This is a genomic window from Pseudomonas sp. AOB-7, assembly GCF_003696305.1.
Lineage (GTDB): Bacteria > Pseudomonadota > Gammaproteobacteria > Pseudomonadales > Pseudomonadaceae > Aquipseudomonas.
Genome location: NZ_RFFK01000004.1, coordinates 109,632 through 126,536 on the forward strand (window position 1 = coordinate 109,632; position 16,905 = coordinate 126,536).

16 protein-coding genes are annotated in these 16,905 nt (G+C 64.3%); 1 reads left to right on the forward strand and 15 read right to left on the reverse strand.

The features are described 5' to 3' along the window. Positions 1 to 49: 49 nt before the first annotated feature. From fleR to EA796_RS09425, 9 genes are all read right to left on the reverse strand, one after another. Positions 50 to 1,465, reverse strand: coding sequence for a sigma-54-dependent response regulator transcription factor FleR (gene fleR / locus EA796_RS09385; RefSeq protein WP_122108422.1), 1,416 nt, complete (start codon positions 1,463 to 1,465; stop codon positions 50 to 52). Between the two features lie 5 nt (positions 1,466 to 1,470). Then, positions 1,471 to 2,685: a PAS domain-containing sensor histidine kinase gene (locus EA796_RS09390; RefSeq protein WP_122108423.1), complete on the reverse strand. Its 1,215-nt coding sequence runs from the start codon at positions 2,683 to 2,685 to the stop codon at positions 1,471 to 1,473. Between the two features lie 178 nt (positions 2,686 to 2,863). Beyond that, on the reverse strand, positions 2,864 to 4,339 hold the full coding sequence (locus tag EA796_RS09395; RefSeq protein ID WP_021444004.1) for a sigma-54 dependent transcriptional regulator: 1,476 nt from the start codon (positions 4,337 to 4,339) through the stop codon (positions 2,864 to 2,866). Positions 4,340 to 4,598: 259 nt separating this feature from the next. Next, on the reverse strand, positions 4,599 to 4,892 hold the full coding sequence (locus EA796_RS09400) for a hypothetical protein (RefSeq protein WP_021444003.1): 294 nt from the start codon (positions 4,890 to 4,892) through the stop codon (positions 4,599 to 4,601). Positions 4,893 to 4,917: 25 nt separating this feature from the next. After that, positions 4,918 to 5,298, reverse strand: coding sequence for a flagellar export chaperone FliS (gene fliS, locus EA796_RS09405; RefSeq protein ID WP_031303112.1), 381 nt, complete (start codon positions 5,296 to 5,298; stop codon positions 4,918 to 4,920). Between the two features lie 70 nt (positions 5,299 to 5,368). Continuing rightward, positions 5,369 to 5,758 (reverse strand): flagellar export chaperone FliS, encoded by a 390-nt coding sequence (fliS, locus tag EA796_RS09410; protein ID WP_021444001.1) that lies wholly within the window; start codon positions 5,756 to 5,758, stop codon positions 5,369 to 5,371. A 6-nt stretch (positions 5,759 to 5,764) separates the two neighbouring features. Next, the gene (gene fliD / locus EA796_RS09415) at positions 5,765 to 7,177 is read right to left on the reverse strand and encodes a flagellar filament capping protein FliD (protein WP_122108652.1); all 1,413 of its coding nucleotides are present in this window, start codon (positions 7,175 to 7,177) and stop codon (positions 5,765 to 5,767) included. A 68-nt stretch (positions 7,178 to 7,245) separates the two neighbouring features. Beyond that, positions 7,246 to 7,605, reverse strand: coding sequence for a flagellar protein FlaG (locus tag EA796_RS09420; RefSeq protein WP_122108424.1), 360 nt, complete (start codon positions 7,603 to 7,605; stop codon positions 7,246 to 7,248). Positions 7,606 to 7,682: 77 nt separating this feature from the next. Further along, the gene (locus EA796_RS09425) at positions 7,683 to 8,867 is read right to left on the reverse strand and encodes a flagellin (protein WP_122108425.1); all 1,185 of its coding nucleotides are present in this window, start codon (positions 8,865 to 8,867) and stop codon (positions 7,683 to 7,685) included. 51 nt (positions 8,868 to 8,918) lie between these two features. Between EA796_RS09425 and EA796_RS23070 the strand changes: the two genes are divergently transcribed. After that, positions 8,919 to 9,185, forward strand: a complete 267-nt coding sequence (locus EA796_RS23070; protein WP_147459043.1) for a hypothetical protein — start codon at positions 8,919 to 8,921, stop codon at positions 9,183 to 9,185. A 326-nt stretch (positions 9,186 to 9,511) separates the two neighbouring features. On the opposite strand, the gene flgL is transcribed toward EA796_RS23070, so the two are convergent. The 6 genes from flgL to flgG all read right to left on the reverse strand — a co-directional run bounded on the left by flgL (position 9,512) and on the right by flgG (position 16,886). Then, the gene (gene flgL / locus EA796_RS09430) at positions 9,512 to 10,771 is read right to left on the reverse strand and encodes a flagellar hook-associated protein FlgL (RefSeq protein WP_122108426.1); all 1,260 of its coding nucleotides are present in this window, start codon (positions 10,769 to 10,771) and stop codon (positions 9,512 to 9,514) included. 68 nt (positions 10,772 to 10,839) lie between these two features. Continuing rightward, on the reverse strand, positions 10,840 to 12,852 hold the full coding sequence (gene flgK / locus EA796_RS09435; RefSeq protein ID WP_122108427.1) for a flagellar hook-associated protein FlgK: 2,013 nt from the start codon (positions 12,850 to 12,852) through the stop codon (positions 10,840 to 10,842). Positions 12,853 to 12,861: 9 nt separating this feature from the next. Beyond that, positions 12,862 to 14,046, reverse strand: coding sequence for a flagellar assembly peptidoglycan hydrolase FlgJ (gene flgJ, locus EA796_RS09440; RefSeq protein ID WP_122108428.1), 1,185 nt, complete (start codon positions 14,044 to 14,046; stop codon positions 12,862 to 12,864). Between the two features lie 10 nt (positions 14,047 to 14,056). Beyond that, a complete protein-coding gene (locus EA796_RS09445) occupies positions 14,057 to 15,136 on the reverse strand; it encodes a flagellar basal body P-ring protein FlgI (RefSeq protein WP_031303109.1) in 1,080 nt (359 codons plus the stop codon). Between the two features lie 224 nt (positions 15,137 to 15,360). Beyond that, complete coding sequence (flgH, locus tag EA796_RS09450; protein WP_021443993.1) at positions 15,361 to 16,059, reverse strand: flagellar basal body L-ring protein FlgH; 699 nt, start codon at positions 16,057 to 16,059, stop codon at positions 15,361 to 15,363. A 41-nt stretch (positions 16,060 to 16,100) separates the two neighbouring features. After that, positions 16,101 to 16,886: a flagellar basal-body rod protein FlgG gene (flgG, locus tag EA796_RS09455; RefSeq protein WP_021443992.1), complete on the reverse strand. Its 786-nt coding sequence runs from the start codon at positions 16,884 to 16,886 to the stop codon at positions 16,101 to 16,103. Positions 16,887 to 16,905 lie beyond the last annotated feature (19 nt).

The following is a 16,905-nucleotide window of genomic DNA, read 5'->3' on the forward strand; positions in this document are numbered from 1 at the left end:
CAGGCCACCCTATCAGCCGTACCTCCTGCCCCCGCTCAGCCCAGCAAAACTAGCTGGCGTAGAGATAAGCCTCGACGTCCATACCGGCATCGCGCATCTGCGCCAGCTTGTAACGCAGGGTGCGCGGGCTGATGCCCAGGCGTTCGGCGGCCTCCTTGCGGCGGCCGCGCTCGGCACGCAGGGTATCGATGATCACCTGGAACTCGCGGCGGCGCAGGTCCTCGCCCAACGCGCCGGCATCCACCGCACCCGGCGCCTCGACCGCCTGCGGCGAGGCCGCCGGCGCACTGGGCACCACCGCCAGACGCGGCGCCGGGGCCTGCACCGCCTGGCCGATGGGCGCATGCAGGCACAGGTCCTGCGGCTGGATCACGCCGCCCTGCTGGAGGATCAAGGCGCGCTGGATGGCGTTGTCCAGCTCGCGCACGTTGCCCGGCCACTGGTGATGCAGCAGGCTCTGCGCGGCGGCCTCGGACAGGCGTACGGGGGACTGATTCATTTTTTTGACGTGCTTGGCCAGCAATCGCTCGGCCAACGGCAGGATATCGGCGGGCCGCTCGCGCAGCGGTCGCCAGGCCAGGGGGAATACCGACAGGCGATAGTAGAGGTCCTCGCGGAAGCGCCCGGCCGCGACCTCGCCGGCCAGGTCGCGGTTGCTGGTGGCCAGCACGCGAATATCCAGGCTGATCGGTTTACGCGCGCCGACCCGCTCCACTTCACGTTCCTGCAACACGCGCAGCAGCTTGGCCTGCAGGCCCAGGGGCATCTCGGAAATCTCGTCGAGCAGGATGGTGCCGCCGTCGGCCAGCTCGAACTTGCCCGGCTGCGCCGTCACCGCGCCGGTGAAGGCGCCCTTCTCGTGACCAAAGAGCGTGGCCTCGAGCATGTTGTCGGGAATCGCCGCGCAGTTGATGGCGATGAACGGGCCACCGGCACGCGGCGACTGCTGGTGGATATAGCGCGCCAGCACCTCCTTGCCGGTGCCGGACTCGCCGGTGATCATCACCGTCGAATCGCTCTGCGCCACCCGCGCAGCCAGCTCCAGCAGCTGCAGACTGGCCGGCTCCAGCGCCACCGGGCCGTCGCGGTCGCCCGCGCTCAAGCAGCCCAGGGCGTGACGCGCCACCAGCTCCAGCAGGGTACGCGGCTCGAACGGCTTGACCAGGTAATCGGCGGCGCCCTGGCGGATCGCATCCACCGCCCGCTCCACCGCGCCGAAGGCGGTCATCAGCAGCACCGGCAACTGCGGGTAGCGGCCGCGGATCTGCGCCAGCAACTGGTGACCGTCCATGCCCGGCATATTGACGTCGCTGACCACCAGGCCGAACGGCTCCTCGCCCAGGGCGACCAGCGCCGCCTCGGCGCAATCCACCGCGCGGTAGTCATGCCCCCCGAGACACAGGGTATCGGCCAGGGCTTCGCGCAGGGCGCGGTCGTCTTCGACCAACAGAACTTTGGCAGCCATGGGGATCACTCCTGATTCATTCTGGGCGCCACATCGAGCAGCGGCAGGGAAAGGATGGCGCAGGTGCCGCGAGCGACCCGCGATTGCAGCAGCAGCTGACCCTGGTGGGCGCGCGCCACGGCCTTGACCACCGCCAGGCCGAGGCCGGTGCCGGTGGTCTTGGTGGTAAAGAAGGGTTCGCCCAGGCGCGCCAGGGTGGCGGCATCCATGCCCGGGCCGTTGTCGCTGATGCACAGGCGCAGCTGATTGTCGCGGCGATACAGGTGGACCTTCAGCCGCGCCTCGCGCCCGCCCGCCTGGATGGCGTTGTCGATCAGGTTGAGCAGGGTGCCGACCAGAGTGTCGCGGTTGCACAGCAGCTCGCCGGCGCGAACGTCGCACTGCCAACGCACCGTCATGCCGGTCACATGGGGTTCGGCGGCGGCACGCAGGGCGGCGAACAGCGCCTGCGGGCCGAGGCGATCCGGCAACGGCAGCTCGCCACGGGCGAAGATCAGCATGTCGCGCACCTGGTTCTCCAGCTCGTGCAGGCGCTCCTTGAGACGCCCGGCGAAGCGCTGCTGCTGCTCGGCCGGCAGCACCTGCTCGTTGAGGTGGCTGGCGTAGAGCAAAGCGGCGGACAGCGGCGTGCGAATCTGATGGGCCAGGGAAGCGACCATGCGCCCCAGGGCGGAGAGGCGTTCGTGGCGCGACAGCTGATCCTGCAGGCGACGGGTTTCCGTCAGGTCGGTGAGCAGCACCAGCTGCCCCGGCTCGCCATGCAGCGAGCGGGTGGCAATGGACAGGCGACGGCCGTCCTTCATGGAGATCTCATGGCCGTCGTCCTCGCGCGGGGCGAAGTTGCGCGCGATCACCTGGCGCCAGAGCATGCCGACCAGGGGCTGGCCGAGCAACGCGCGCGCCACCGGATTGGCCTCGCGCACCACACCCTGGCCGTCGATCACTATGACGCCGCCTGGCAGCAGGTCCAGCAGGCTCTGCAGGCGATGGGCCAGACGCTCCTTCTCCGCCAGCTCCTGCATGCGCTGGGCGCTGACCAGCGCCAACTGCCCCTTCAGTTCACTGACGCGAGCCTCGAGCAGACTGTAGGACTCGCTGAGCTGATTGGACATCTGGTTGAACAGGGCGAAAGCCTGCTCCAGACCGGCACGACTGGCTTGCTCGAGCGGCGCCGAAGGGCTCGACTCGACTGGCTCGGAGGGGCGAACGCTTGCTTTCATCTTCTTCTCTCGCACAACGCACCGTCAGAAGACGGTCAGGTGAGAGAGGTTTAGCAATCCCCGTGCCTACTTTTTTAGCTTTATTTTTCAATCACTTGAAAAATAAAGCCGGAGGTTGCGTCAAAGCTCCGGCTTTATTGATCGAGTATCCGCCAGTGGCGGACGGATCAGTGGCGAGTCAATCCTCGTCCTGACCCTCCTCTTCACGACGGCTCATGCCGTACTTGCGCATCTTCTCCACCAGGGTGGTGCGGCGGATACGCAGACGCTCGGCAGCACGCGCCACCACGCCACCGGCATCATCCAGCGCCTGCTGGATCAGGCCCTGCTCCAGATTGCCCAGGTAGTCCTTCAGATCCAGGCCCTCGGGCGGCAGCATGGCCGGGGTGTCCAGGCCCGGCAGACCGGCCATGATCGCCGCACGCTCCTCCAACTCCTCGCGCAGGCTGGCGGCCAGCTGCTCGTCCTCGTCGTCGACGTGGCGGAACTTCTTCGGCAGCTCGCCGACGCCGATCACCCCGTAGGGATGCATGATCGCCATGCGCTCGACCAGGTTGGCCAGCTCGCGTACGTTGCCCGCCCAGTCGTGGCGGCACAGCGACATGATGGCCGCCGAGTTGAAACGGATGGAGCCACGTTTCTCGTGCTCCATGCGCGAGATCAGCTCGTTCATCAACAGCGGGATGTCCTCGATACGCTCGCGCAGCGGCGCCATCTCGATGGGGAAAACGTTGAGGCGGTAGTACAGATCCTCGCGGAAGCTGCCCTCCTCGATCATCTTCTCCAGGTTCTTGTGGGTGGCGGCGATGATGCGCACGTCGGCGGTCTGCGTCTTGTTGCTGCCGACCCGCTCGAAGGTGCGTTCCTGCAGCACGCGCAGCAGCTTGACCTGCATCGGCAGCGGCATGTCGCCGATCTCGTCGAGGAACAGGGTGCCGCCATTGGCCAGCTCGAAGCGCCCTGCCCGGCTGGTGATGGCGCCGGTGAAGGCACCCTTCTCGTGACCGAACAGCTCGCTCTCCAGCAACTCGGCGGGAATCGCACCGCAGTTGACCGGCACGAACGGCGCTTCGCGGCGCTTGGAGTGATAGTGCAGGTTACGCGCCACCACCTCCTTGCCGGTGCCGGACTCGCCGAGGATCAGCACGCTGGCCTCGGTGTCGGCCACCTGTTGCATCATCTGCCGCACCTGCTGAATCGCGCGACTGGTGCCGACCAGGCTGCGGAACAGGTTGGGCTCGCGCTGCCGACCGCGGTCGCGGGCCTGGTCGTACATCTCGCGATAGACCTGGGCGCGGTGCAGCGAATCGAGCAGCTTGTTGTAGCTCAGCGGGGTTTCCAGGCTGGCCAGCACGCGACGGCGCAGGTCCTCCGGCCAGTCACCGGCCGCGGTCTCGCCGATCGTCAGCAGCGGCAGGAACTCGTCCCAGCCGACTATCTGCTTGGTCAGCTCGAGCGCACCGCCCTTGGACTCGACCTCGCCCAGCAACACGCTGAGCACGTCGCGGCTGGAACTCAGCGCGGCGACCGCGTCCTGCCAGTTCTGGCTGCTACAGGCGAGGTATTCTTCCCCGAGGAAATTCAGAATGATCGCCAGCTCATGGCGGCGCGCGGCATTGTCGTCAATCAACAGGATTTTGGTTTCACGCCACATCTTGTGTTTGTCTGACTCGAGGAGTGAAGGAAATTGCACGCCAGATCCTCGACGCGCACGGCAATTGGCCACCAGTAAAGTCAATATCCTGGCCGATGTCAATTTTATGGCGTATCTTTTTTGCTCAACCAGGCAATAGCTAAGCAGCTGTTTGTCCAATCGGGTAGCGGCAAGCGATGGAAAGGGAGAATTGACAGGAAACTGCGGAAAGGGGAACCGAGCCCAACCTGACGGCTAAGCTCGGGAAATTGCGACTAAATCAACCGAAAAGCTGGTAAACCTTGGCGCCCTGACGAGACTGATTCAGCTGCACCAGTTCGCCAGCCAGGCGCTGCTGCTCGGCCTGACAAACGGTCACCAGCTCACGGTAGAGCACCAGCAGGTTCTCCATGCTGCCGCGCAGCTGCTCTTCATCGCGACTCTCGACCATGGCCGCATCGACCGCCATGCGGCATTGCAGGTCCAGCTCGCCGATGGCCGCCCAGTCCTGCTTGGCCAGGGCGTCGCGCAGAGCCGTGCCGGTCGCCTGCAAACGCTGGACAGTAGCATTCATAATCTTCTCCTCCGATGCCACGCCCTTACTGGGCGATGGCATCCCAAGCGGATTTGACCTCGCGCAGCAGCGCGGCCACTTCTTCGAGCAACGCCGGCTCGTTGTTGCGATTGGCCTGCAGCAGTCGCCCGGTCATATATTCGTAGAGGCTATCCAGATTCGCCGCCAGCTCGCCACCCTGGCGATGATCCAGCGCCTCGCGCAGGCCGCCGACGATGGCGATGCTCTTGCCGATCAACTCCCCCTTCAGCTCCGTCTGACCGCGCTCCATGGCGCCACGCGCCTGGGCGATACGGGTCAGACCACCCTCCATCAACATCTGAATCAGGCGATGGGGACTGGCCTCGAAGGCCTGGGCTTGGGTATTGACGGTCTGGTACTGCTGGAGGGCCGCCATTGCATTCATCGTCGCTCTCGCTCTGCTGTTTGGCTGATACCTTGGGTATCGGCTCTGGCCAGTAAAGCTTTAGGCGAATTTAACTCGCCGATGCGGGCTCAACCTCGGGGCCGATGGCGTCCCAGGCCTCCTTGATCTGGCTCAACAAGGCCTGCACCTCGTCCAGACTGCGCGGCGTATCGTCCAACGCCACGCCGGCCAGGCGCCGGGTCATATAGTCGTACAAGGCGTCCAGGTTCTCGGCAATTTCACCGCCCAGGTCCTTGTCGAGCCCGGCCTGCAAAGCACCAATGATGGACAGCGTACTGCCGACAGCCAGGCCGCGAACCTCCGGATTGCCCTCAAGCTGGGCATGGCGTGCCAGGGACAGACGCTCCAGGGCGCCCTGCAGCAATAACTGAACGATACGGTAGGGGCTTACGTCCTGCGCGGTATTGACCGTTTTGTAGGTGTCGATTGGGTTGCTCATGAGTTATCAGCTGTCCTTTTTCACGAAACCGGGCAGGCTTGCCAGCGATTGCGTCAGGCGATCACTGGTCTGGTTCAGCTGACCGACCAACATATCCATCGCGTTGAACTGCGCATACAGCCGGGCCTGAACCTTGTCGATGCGCAGATTGAGGTTTTCCTTCTGCTTGTCGATATCCTTGATGGTGCTCTGCAGGCCGTTCATGCGCTGCTCGAGCACGCCGCCGGTCTTGATAAAGCCGTCGATGCTCTTGTCCAGGCGCTGCATCAGGCCGCTTTCGCCAGCAAAAAAGGCGCCCACCGCCTCGAAGTTACCCTCGACAGCGACTTTGAGCTTATCGGCGTCGACTTTGAGGGTTCCGTCTTTCTCGGTGACTATCCCCAGGTCGGCCAGCACGCGCAGATCACCTTGACCATTTACTGGGTTGACCAGCTGGTTGCGCACGGCGCTCAGCACGTTGCGCACAGTGGCGTCACCGACCAGACCGCCGGCCACAGGCGGCTTGCCGTCCCCGACGGAAACCACGCTGGTCAGCTGATTACTGGTCTTGATCAGCTTGTTGTAGGCCTCGACGAACTTGTTCACCGCATCGGTGACGCCGGTGGAGTTCTGGCCGACGCTGACCGTCAGCGGCTTATTGGCTTCCGTCTTGGTCAGCAGCTCAAGGGTCACCTCCGGTATGGCGCCAGTCACGCTATTGCTCGCACTGGTCAGCGCCAGGCCGTCGATGCTGAACTGCGCATCCGCCGCCTGGGTGATGTAACCGGCACTGGCAGGATCAGTCGAGTTCAGGGCCTGAGTGCCGTCCACGTCGAGCGCCGCGAGGCTGCCGCTGCCGGTGACGATCACATCCTCACCGGCACCGGTCTTGGTGGAGCTGTACACCAGACGCGACTCCCCGGTCCCCGGGTTACCGACGATGTTGACGCTGATGCCCTTGTCCTTCAGCGCCGCATTGAGCTGGTCACGGGTGCTGGCCAGATCGGAACCGGCGGCGATTCTGACCTCGGTGCCAGCATCGTCGACACCAAGCTTGACTGTGAAGACTTCCTCGCCTGCACCGCTGCTGAAGCCACTGCCCACCGTGGCGCTGGCCACCTTGCTGGCGGTAGCCAAGCGCCCCACCTCTATCTGGTAGGTTCCTGGCAGTGCATTCTTGGTGGCGGATAGGGTCAAGGCACTAGTGTCGGACGAGGAAGCCGTGCGCTTCTCGAACAACGAGAAGTCGCTCAAGGCCTTGAGCGCCGTCTGGAACTCGCTGAGCGCGCTCTTGAGCTGGCCCAGGGCGGAGAACTTGGTGGTGGTGCTCTTCTCCAGACGCGCCAGCTGCGCTTCCTTGGGGGCCTTCTCCGCATTGACCATCGCCTTGACGATGCTGTCGATATCAATACCGGAACCAACGCCTGTTATACCCACCATGTTGAACACCTCGTCACTCTGTTGACGCTTACCGCCGAATAACCCATGCCAATCAAGAACCGGGCCAGTTACGCCTCGGCCTTGAACAGCAGGCTGCGAACCTCGTCCAGGCTCTCGGCCAGGCGCAAGGCATCTTCCGAAGGAATCTGCCGAATGACCTCGCCAGAAACGCTGTCGGTCACCTTGACCACCACCCTGCCGGTGGAATCGTCCAGGGAGAAATTCAGGTTGCGCTGAATGCTCTGGGCGAACTCCTGAATGCTGGAGACCGCCGCCTCCATAGGCGCACGCGCCTGGGCCAGCGACTGTACCGGTAACTGCCGGTTCCCGCCCGCGTCGCTCGAGATCTGCGGCTGACGCAGCGCCTCGCCGCGGGCACGTGCAACACCGCCGGACACCGGAACCCCTTTGATCGAATCGATATCCATGAGCTCACCTCACATGGCAAAACGGGGAGTAGCGCCTGGCACTACTCCCCGAAACTCAAACTAGCTGGCTTTTCAGCTTAGCGCAGCAGGCTGAGCACGGCCTGCGGCAGCTGGTTGGCCTGGGCCAGGATCGCGGTACCGGCCTGCTGCAGCACCTGATTCTTGCTCAGGTTGGCGGTTTCGGCGGCGAAGTCGGTGTCCTGGATACGACCGCGGGCGGCAGAGACGTTCTCGCCGATGTTCTGCAGGTTAGCGATGGTGTTCTCGAAGCGGTTCTGCACCGCACCGAGTTCGGCACGCTGGGCATCAATGGACTTGATGGCATCGTCAATCACCAGTACAGCAGACTGCGCCCCTTTGGCTGTGGTGATGTCGATTGCTTTAACGGTACTGTCGGCGTCAGCAGCAACGGTAAATGCTGCTGCCCCTGCGGCCGTACCTGCACCAGTGGTGTCGGTATCGGTAATGGCGATGGACGTAACAGCGCTGATCGGATCACCGTTAGCATCCTTGGTCGCTTTGGCCACGTACGAAATCTCATCGCCATCAACAAATGCACCGACACCAACGTTGGCATCGTTAATCGCCGCCGCAATCTTCGCGGCAGCCATTTCGGCGGTTTCATCGCCCTTCATGGTCACAGTCAATTCGACCGGATCAGTTACACCTTCCAACGTAATTTCAATATCGACATCACCAGCAGCCGTAACCGCTGTTACAGCACCGCCACCGTCAGCCTCGTAGAAGGTACCGTCCAAAGACGTAGAACTCATTTTATCGATGCCAACGCTAATGATTTCGTTAGCGGAAGCCCCTACCTGGAAACTGGCCACACCAAAGGTACCGTCCAGCAACTGACGACCGCCGAAGGTGGTGGTGTTGCTGATACGATCCAGCTCCTTCTTCAACTGAGTTACTTCGTCATTCAGCGCAGTGCGTTCAGAGTCGCTGTTGGAACCGTTGGCCGACTGCAGGGACAGATCACGCATACGCTGGAGGATGTTGGTCGACTGCTGCAGGGCACCTTCGGCGGTCTGCGCCAGGGAGATGCCGTCGTTGGCGTTACGTACCGCAACACCCAGGCCATTGACCTGGCTGGTCAGACGGTTGGCGATCTGCAGGCCGGCGGCATCGTCCTTGGCGGAGTTGATGCGCGAACCGGTGGACAGGCGCTGCAGGGAAGTATCCAGCGCCTTGGACGAGGTGTTCAGGTTGCGCTGAGTGTTCAGGGACGCAATGTTGGTATTGACGGTAAGGGCCATGGTGTTGCCTCCAATGGGCTGGTACTCAGATGAGCCGGGTGCTGCGAGCGCTTGGGCGGTCGCCTTGCTCAGGCACCCAGTTACTTCGCATTCGTGATTTGTATCGGCGTTATCGGTGATGGCTTTAGGCTTTTTTCGAGTTTTTTGTGGATTTTTTTTTATTTTTTAAAACAGCTGGTTATGGTGATTTCCGGATCGAAGCATAGGGTTCGCCAAAGGGTTGTCGGGTTGGATGGCGATTTGGCGACTGTAGCGGCCCGGGAAAACCCTGAAAAAGTCAGCATTCCCGAGCAGGCGGGACAGCAGCTTTATCGCTGAACGTCGCTTGCGCTGACCCGAAGGGCAATAATCCAGAGCCTGTGTAGCAACTGGGCTCCCGCCTTCGCGGGAGTGACGGTAAATGGCTTTTCCCGAGCCAGGGAAAGCTTCACGGCTAAAGCCGCTCCTACGCCCGGCACCCAAAACTCCGTCAGTTTCGTAGGGTGGACAACGCGCAGCTTGTCCACCGCTCTTGTGATATGGCGCCGACGATTCCGCGACAGCTGACGGTGGAAAACGCTTCGCGGTTTTCCACCCTACGTCCTGAGAACTTCGCGGCTGAAGCCGCTCCTACCACCCAGCCCCGGAGGCGAGACGTCAGCCTGTCAGCGCAGCTGGTTGAACAGGTTGAGTCCGGCGATCTTCACGTAGCTCTGCTGCGCTGCCTCGAGGATCACCGACTGGAAGGCCAGGCGCGACAGGGCCTCGGCGTAGTCCAGTTCGCGCAGCTCGGCCTGCACCGCCTTGTTGACCAAAGTGACGTCCTCGTTGTCGGTCAGCGAGCTTTCCACTACGTTGAGCCGCGCGCCGATCTGCCCGCGCACCTGGTCCAGGGCCACCATGTTGTTGTCCAGATTGGTGAGACCCAAGGCCACCGCATCGCGTACCTGGCGATTGCCCTCAGCAGTAGTGGGCGCGTCTTCCAACGCCTGGCGCAGCGTTGCAATGGTGTTGAGGATGCCAACCTTGTTGGCAGGCGCGGTAGCCGGGTCGGTATCCGGCGGCTGCACGGTGAAGCTTGAACCGGCAGGCGGTACGCCGTTGACATGGAAGGCCACGCCGCCGTACTGCACCAGGCTGTCCTGCCCTTCCACCAGGCGTCGGCTGACCGGCACGCCATCCACCCCGTTACCGTCCACCGGGGTCAGGGTATAGGCCAGCGGATCGGCGGGATCGTTGAAGTCCAGGCGAATGCCGCCGGCGGGAAAGTTGGCAAACGCCACTTCGTCGTCCACCAGCGCACCGCTGACGATGGGCGCGGCCGGCGCCGCCGGATTGCCGCCGATACTCAGGCGCGCGGCATTGCGGCCGCTGTCGAAGATCGCCCGACCGCTGTCGCTGATCGGCAGCTCCAGCGAGCTGGCGATCTGCAGTTTCCGCTGGCCATCGTCGCCCTGGTACAGATAGCTGCCATCGGCCGTGCGCAGATAAGGCTGGGTCTTGCCCTGGAAGCCGGCGAACAGGTACTCGCCACGGGCATTGCGGGTGTTCATCAGCGCCAGCAGTTCGTCTTCGCGCTGGCCCAGTTCGGCGGCGATGGCCTGTCGCCCGGCCTGATCGAGCCCACCATTGCCCGCCTGCACGGTCAGCTCGCGCACGCGCTGCAGCACGGTATTGACCGAATTGAGAGTGACCTCCTCCTGAGTCAGGCTGTTCTTCGCCGCCGTCAGGTTGGACTGGTATTGGCTCAGCACCGACTGCTGCTGCTCCAGCTGCAGCAGGCGCACCGAAGCCACCGGGTCGTCCGCCGGGGTGAGAATGCGGTTGCCGGTACTGATCTGCTCCTGGGTACGGATGGCATTGGCGTAGTTGCGCTGCAGGCCGGAAACCCCGTTGTTGAATGCCTGGATGGTAGAGATGCGCATGCTTGAGCCTCTTGATGCGACCGTCGAGCATTGACGGATTCGTAGGGTGCGCCGTGCGCACCTACGGACTATCTAAATGAACTGATCAGGGTATCGAACAAAGAGCGGGCAACTTGAATGATTTGCGCCGAGGCGTTGTAGTACTGCTCGAACTTGATCAGGTTGGCCGCTTCTTCGTCCAGGTTGACCCCCGACAGCGAATCGCGGTTGTCGGTGGCCTGCTTGAGAATCGCCGTGGTCGCCTCGCCATCCAGCCGCGCCTGAGCGGTCAGGGTGCCAACCCGTTCGACCAGATCGCCGTAGCCATCGGCGAAACTCACACCGGTACTTCCTGGCGCGGCGGGGTCGACGCCGATGGTCGCCTTCGATTGCAGATCGGCCAGTTTCAGCGCGTTGCGGTTGTCGGATACGCCATTGGCATTGAAGGCAACGGCGAAGGTGTCGCCCTGCTGCGGCCGGCCGCTGAGGGTCAGGCGCAGGGTGCTGCCATCGGCCAGCTGCAGTTCGTAGCTATTGGTCTGCCCGGGCTGAAAGGTGGCCGGTGCGGCCGGCGTACCATCGGCGTTGATACGGGTCAGGGTGGCGCCAGCCGGCACGGTGAAATCACCGGCGGCCTCGTCGTAGGTCAGGGTTACCGGCAGAGCGCCGGTTAGGCTGCCCAGATTCAGCACGGACTGCAGGTCGGGCTGGCTAATGGCGCCGGTGCCGCGGTTTTGCAGATTGGACTCGGCCCGCACCGGCGCGGCAAAGGCCAACTGGTCGGGCTGATCGAGCACGACAGCAATGTCGCCAGCGCCGCGACGGGTCGGCTGCAGCAGGAAGATGTCACCCGCCGCCGGCGCCGGCGTGCCGACGTCGATGGTGAAGCCCTGGTCGCGACCACTGCTGTCGCTGAAGCTGAGCGTGCCGGGCGGGTTCTCGGTCACGCTCATCATCGCGTTATCGCTAAGGCGGCGCGCCGTGTAGTTGGTGCCGTCGAACTCCAGGCGGTAGTCGCTGGCGGTCAGCAGGCTGGTGTCGCCTATGTTGAGCAAGGGCTGGGCATTGCTGCTGTTGCTACTGAAAACGCGTACGCGCAGTGCCGCCAACGCCGGATCGTTGAAGTCGCCGAACAGCGCACTCCCCACCTGCCCCTTGAGGTCGAGGCCCTGGCCAAGCTGACTGTTGACCTGATCGCTGACGGCCAGGGCCAGACGGCCGAGACTGTTGAAGGTGGAGTCCAGTACCTCCTGGCGATAGCGGATCAAGCCGCCCAGCTCGCCGCCGCTGAGCTGGGTGGTAATGGTCTGGCGCGAGTTGCCGCTGACGAACTGAACCTCGAAGCGCGTGGGATCGCCCTGCCCCGGCCCGACCTCCAGGCGGCTGGCGGTGGCGCCCACCACCAGCGGCTGGCCGCTGCCGATAAACAGGTTGTAGCTGCTGTCGTCCTGCGGCACCACGGTGACGCCGACGTAGGTGGACAGCTGGCGCACCGCCTCGTCGCGGGCATCGAGCAGGTCGTTGGGCTGCTGGCCGTTGGCCGCCGCGACGGCGATGGCGTTGTTCAGGCTGGCGACGCTGGTAGCCAGGCGGTTGACCTGGTCGCTGACCGCCACCATCTGCTTGTTGAGAAAGTTGTTCTGCTCATTGAGCCGTTCGTAAACGGTATTGAAGCGCCGCGAGAGGCCCTCGGCCTCGGACAGCACCAGTTGCCGCGCCGGGATATTGGCCGGATCCTCTGCCGCGGTCTGCAACGCGGCGAAGAAGGATTGCAGCGAGGGGGTGATGCCGGTGGTGGAGCCGGCCAGCAAGGAGTCGAGCTGATCGATTTGGCTCTTGTAGGCCGCCACGTCGCTGGCCAGCGCCGTGCTGGAGCGCAACTGGCTGGTAAGAAACTCGCTGTAGCTGCGGCGGATGTCCACCAGGCTGGTACCCGAGCCGATATAGCCGGCGCCGCTGAACTGCGGAATGCGCGTGGCCTGCACTGCATCCTGGCGGGTATAGCCCGGTGTATTGATATTGGTGATGTTATGACCGGTGACGCTGAGCTGGGTCTTGCTGGCGGCAAGCCCGGACAGGCCAATACTGAGTAGGTCAGCCATGGTTCAGCCTCAAGTCCTTGTGGTGGCGCTATCGGCAGCTGCCACGGCCTGGTAGGTCTGCATCTTGCGGGCGATCTGGGCGATCTTGCGCGCATAGTTGGGGTCGGTGGCGTAGCCGGCCTGCTGCAGTTCCTTGACGAAACGCTCCGGATTCTCGGTGGCGCTCAGCGCTTTTTCGTAGCGCCCGTTGCTCTGCAGGAAGCTGACGTAGTCGTCGAAGCTCTGCGCGTAGGAGTCGTAGGCGCGGAAGCTGGCCGCTTCCCTGACCGCCTTGCCGCCCTTGTACTCGGTGGTCAGCACCCGCGCCGACTCGCCGTCCCAGCTGTTGTGGCTCTTGATGCCGAACAGGTTGTGGCTGCTCTCGCCGTCGCGGGTACGGATGATCGACTTGCCCCAGCCGGTCTCCAGCGCAGCCTGGGCCACCAGGTAGCGCGGGTCGACGCCGATCTTCTCGGCCGCCGCCTCGGCCATTGGCAGCATGGTGGCGACGAACTCCTGCGGCGAGGCGAACGCGGCCTTGCCCGGCGCCAGCGGCGGCTGGGCGATGCGCCGGCCGCTGATGGCATCGCTGTTGTTCAGGCTCAGGCCATCGGCCTTGGGCGCGGCGAAGCTTTGTGCGGGAATCCAGTCGCCGCCGGCCAGGGCCTTGCCCTCGCCTTCCCCGGCAGACGGCACGATACCGGCCAGCAGGCGATCGGCCAGTTTGCCCGGCACCGCCAGACGGCGGCGGTTGAGCAGCGCCACCTCGTCGCGGAAGCCTTCGCTGCTGGCCACTTTTTCGCTCTCGGCTGCGCTCGCCTTGCTCAGCGGTTGCTCGATCTGGGCGAAGGGATTGGGCCGGCTGGAGGGCTGCTTGAGCTTGGACATCTGCCGCACCAGCACATCGGCCAGGCCGATGCCGCGCCCTTCCTTGGCCAGGGTCACCGACAGCTGCTGGTCGTGCATGTCCTGGTAGGTCTTGCTCTCGTTGCTGTTGAGGAAATTGCCCTCGCCGAACGCCTCGCCGGCCGAACGCATGGCCTTGAGCATCTCGTTCATGAACAGCGACTCGAATTCCTGGGCGACCTTGCGGATGTTCTGTTCGCTGTCGCCGCCCACCTTGAACTGGTTGAGGCGGTTCAGGTCGGTGAAGGCGCCGCTGTCGATGGGGCTCTTGCCGTTGCCAAGCAGGCCTGCAGAAAGTCTGGAATCCATGGCGCTGTCCTCAGATCACGATCAGGTCGGCCTGGAGAGCGCCGGCTTGCTTGAGCGCCTCGAGGATGGCCATCAGGTCGGAGGGCGCCGCGCCCACCTGGTTCACCGCACGCACGATCTCGTCGAGGCTGGTGCCGGGGCCGAACTTGAACATCGGCTTGGCCTCCTGCTCGGCATCCACCCGCGAACGCGGCACCACGGCGGTCTGGCCGCCGGAGAAGGCCTCGGGCTGGCTGACGATGGGATCCTCGGTGATGGTCACGGTCAGGCTGCCGTGGGTCACCGCCGCCGGCTGCACGCGCACGTTCTGGCCGATGACGATGGTGCCGGTGCGCGAGTTGATGATGACCTTGGCCACCGCCTGGCCGGCCTGCACTTCGAGGTTCTCCAGGATCGACAGGTAGTCGACGCGCTGGTTGGGGTCGAGCGGCGCGCTGACGCGGATCGAGCCGCCGTCGATGGCCTGGGCCACGCCCGGGCCGAGCAGGTCGTTGATCTGGTCGACGATGTTCTTCGCCGTGGTGAAATCCGGGCGGTTGAGATTGAGGGTCAGGCTGTTGCCCTGATCGAAACCGCTGGGCACCGGCCGCTCCACCGTGGCGCCGCCGGGAATGCGCCCGGCCGAAGGCACGTTGACGGTGATCCGTGAACCGTCGCCGCCCTCGGCGTCGAAGCCGCCGACCACCAGGTTGCCCTGGGCGATGGCGTAGACGTTGCCGTCGATGCCCTTGAGCGGGGTCATCAGCAGGCTGCCGCCGCGCAGGCTCTTGGCGTTGCCGATGGAGGAAATGGTGATGTCGATGGTCTGCCCCGGCTTGGCGAACGCCGGCAAATCGGCATGCACCGACACCGCGGCGACGTTCTTCAGCTGCACATTGCCGCCCGGCGGCACCTTGATGCCGAACTGCGCCAGCATGTTGTTGAAGGTCTGCACGGTGAAGGGGGTCTGGGTGGTCTGGTCGCCGCTGCCGTTGAGGCCCACCACCAGGCCGTAGCCGATCAGCTGGTTGCTGCGCACGCCCTGGATCGAGGCCAGGTCCTTGAGCCGTTCGGCCTGGGTCGGCAGGCTCAGCAGCAGGCACGCCAGCATGGTCGCCAGCAGCAGCCAGTCGTTGGCGCCGCGGCGGCGATAGCCGCGATGGGCGGCGGCGAATTGCCGGCGGCAGGAACTAGCCTGCAGCGGCCGCGCCTGGGGCGCGGGAAGCAGAGCGCGCAGCGGCGAGCCCGATTCGCGCGCCGGAGCGACGTTGAACGCCTGACGAGCGGAGCTCGCGGCTAGGGGGTTCAGCCAGGATTTCATGGATACAGCCTCGCTCAGAACGGCCACATCGGGCTGAGGAAGAAGCGGCTCAACCAGCCCGGCTGGCTGGCGTCGGCGAAGGCGCCGGTGCCGGAATAGGTGATACGCGCATCGGCCACCCGGGTCGAAGCCACGGTGTTGTCGGTGGCGATGTCGTCGGCGCGGACCAGCCCGGAGATGCGCACCAGCTCGTCGCCGGTATTGAGGGTCATCCACTTCTCGCCACGCACGGCGAGGATGCCATTGGGCAGTACCTCGGCGACGGTGACGGTGATCGAGCCGGACAGGCTATTGCTCTGCCCCGCCTGACTGGCCCCACTGGCGTCACGCGAACCGGAGAACTCGGTGTCCAGGGTCATGCGGCCACCGGTGAGCGGGTTGGTCGCCGACACGCCACCGCCGAACAGGGCGCCCATGCTCATGTTGGCGCTGCTGTCCTTCTCTATGTCGCTGTTGGCGTTCTTGCTGGCCTGGGTACGCTCGTTGAGGGTGATGGTGATGATGTCGCCAACGCGGAACGCCTTGCGGTCGTCGTACAGGCCGTTCTCGAAGCCGGCCTGGTAGATCGAGCCGTTGTTCTGCGCCGCCGGCAGCGGCGTGCGCGGCAACACCGGGGCGTAATAGGGATCGTCCGGCTTGGCTGTCGGCGCCACGCAGCCGCTGCCGAGCAACAGGCCAGCCAACAGGGGGAAACAGAGTATTTGCCGGTTCATAACCACTACCTCGCGGCGTTCACAACTAAATCAAGAAAGGATCAGAGGTTCTGCGTCACGAAGGACAGCATCTGATCGGCGGTGGAAATCACCTTGGAGTTCATTTCGTAGGCGCGCTGGGTGGTGATCATGTTCACCAGCTCCTCCACCACGCTGACGTTGGAGTTCTCCAGGGTGTTCTGCAGGGTGGTGCCCAGGCCGTTGAGGCCCGGGTTGCCGACCTGCGGCGCGCCGCTGGAGCCGGTCTCCAGGAACAGGTTGTTGCCGATGGCTTCGAGGCCGGCCGGGTTGACGAAGTCGGCCAGCTGGATGTTGCCGATGATCTGCGGCTGGGCGTTGCCGGCGGTGGTCACCGACACGGTGCCGTCCTCGCCGACGGTGAAGGTGCGCACCTCGCCCGGCAGGACGATGGCCGGCTCCAGGGCGAAGCCGCTGGAGGTGACGATCTGGCCGTCGGAATCGAGGTGGAAGCTGCCGTCGCGGGTGTAGGAGACGGTGCCGTCGGGCTGCAGGACCTGGAAGAAGCCGCGGCCGTTGATCGCCAGGTCCAGCGGCTGCTCGGTGGTCTGCAGGCTGCCGGCGGTGAAGATCTTCTGCGTGCCGACCACGCGCACCCCGGTGCCCAGCTGCAGGCCGGAGGGCAGTTCGCTGTCCTGGCTGGACTGGCCGCCCGGCTGGCGACGGATCTGGTACAGCAAGTCCTCGAACTCGGCGCGATCGCGCTTGAAGCCGGTGGTGGAGACGTTGGCCAGGTTGTTGGAAATGGTGGTCAGGTTCATGTCCTGGGCGGACAAACCGGTCTTGCTGACCCACAGTGCCGGAAGCATATCGACTCTCCTCGGACGC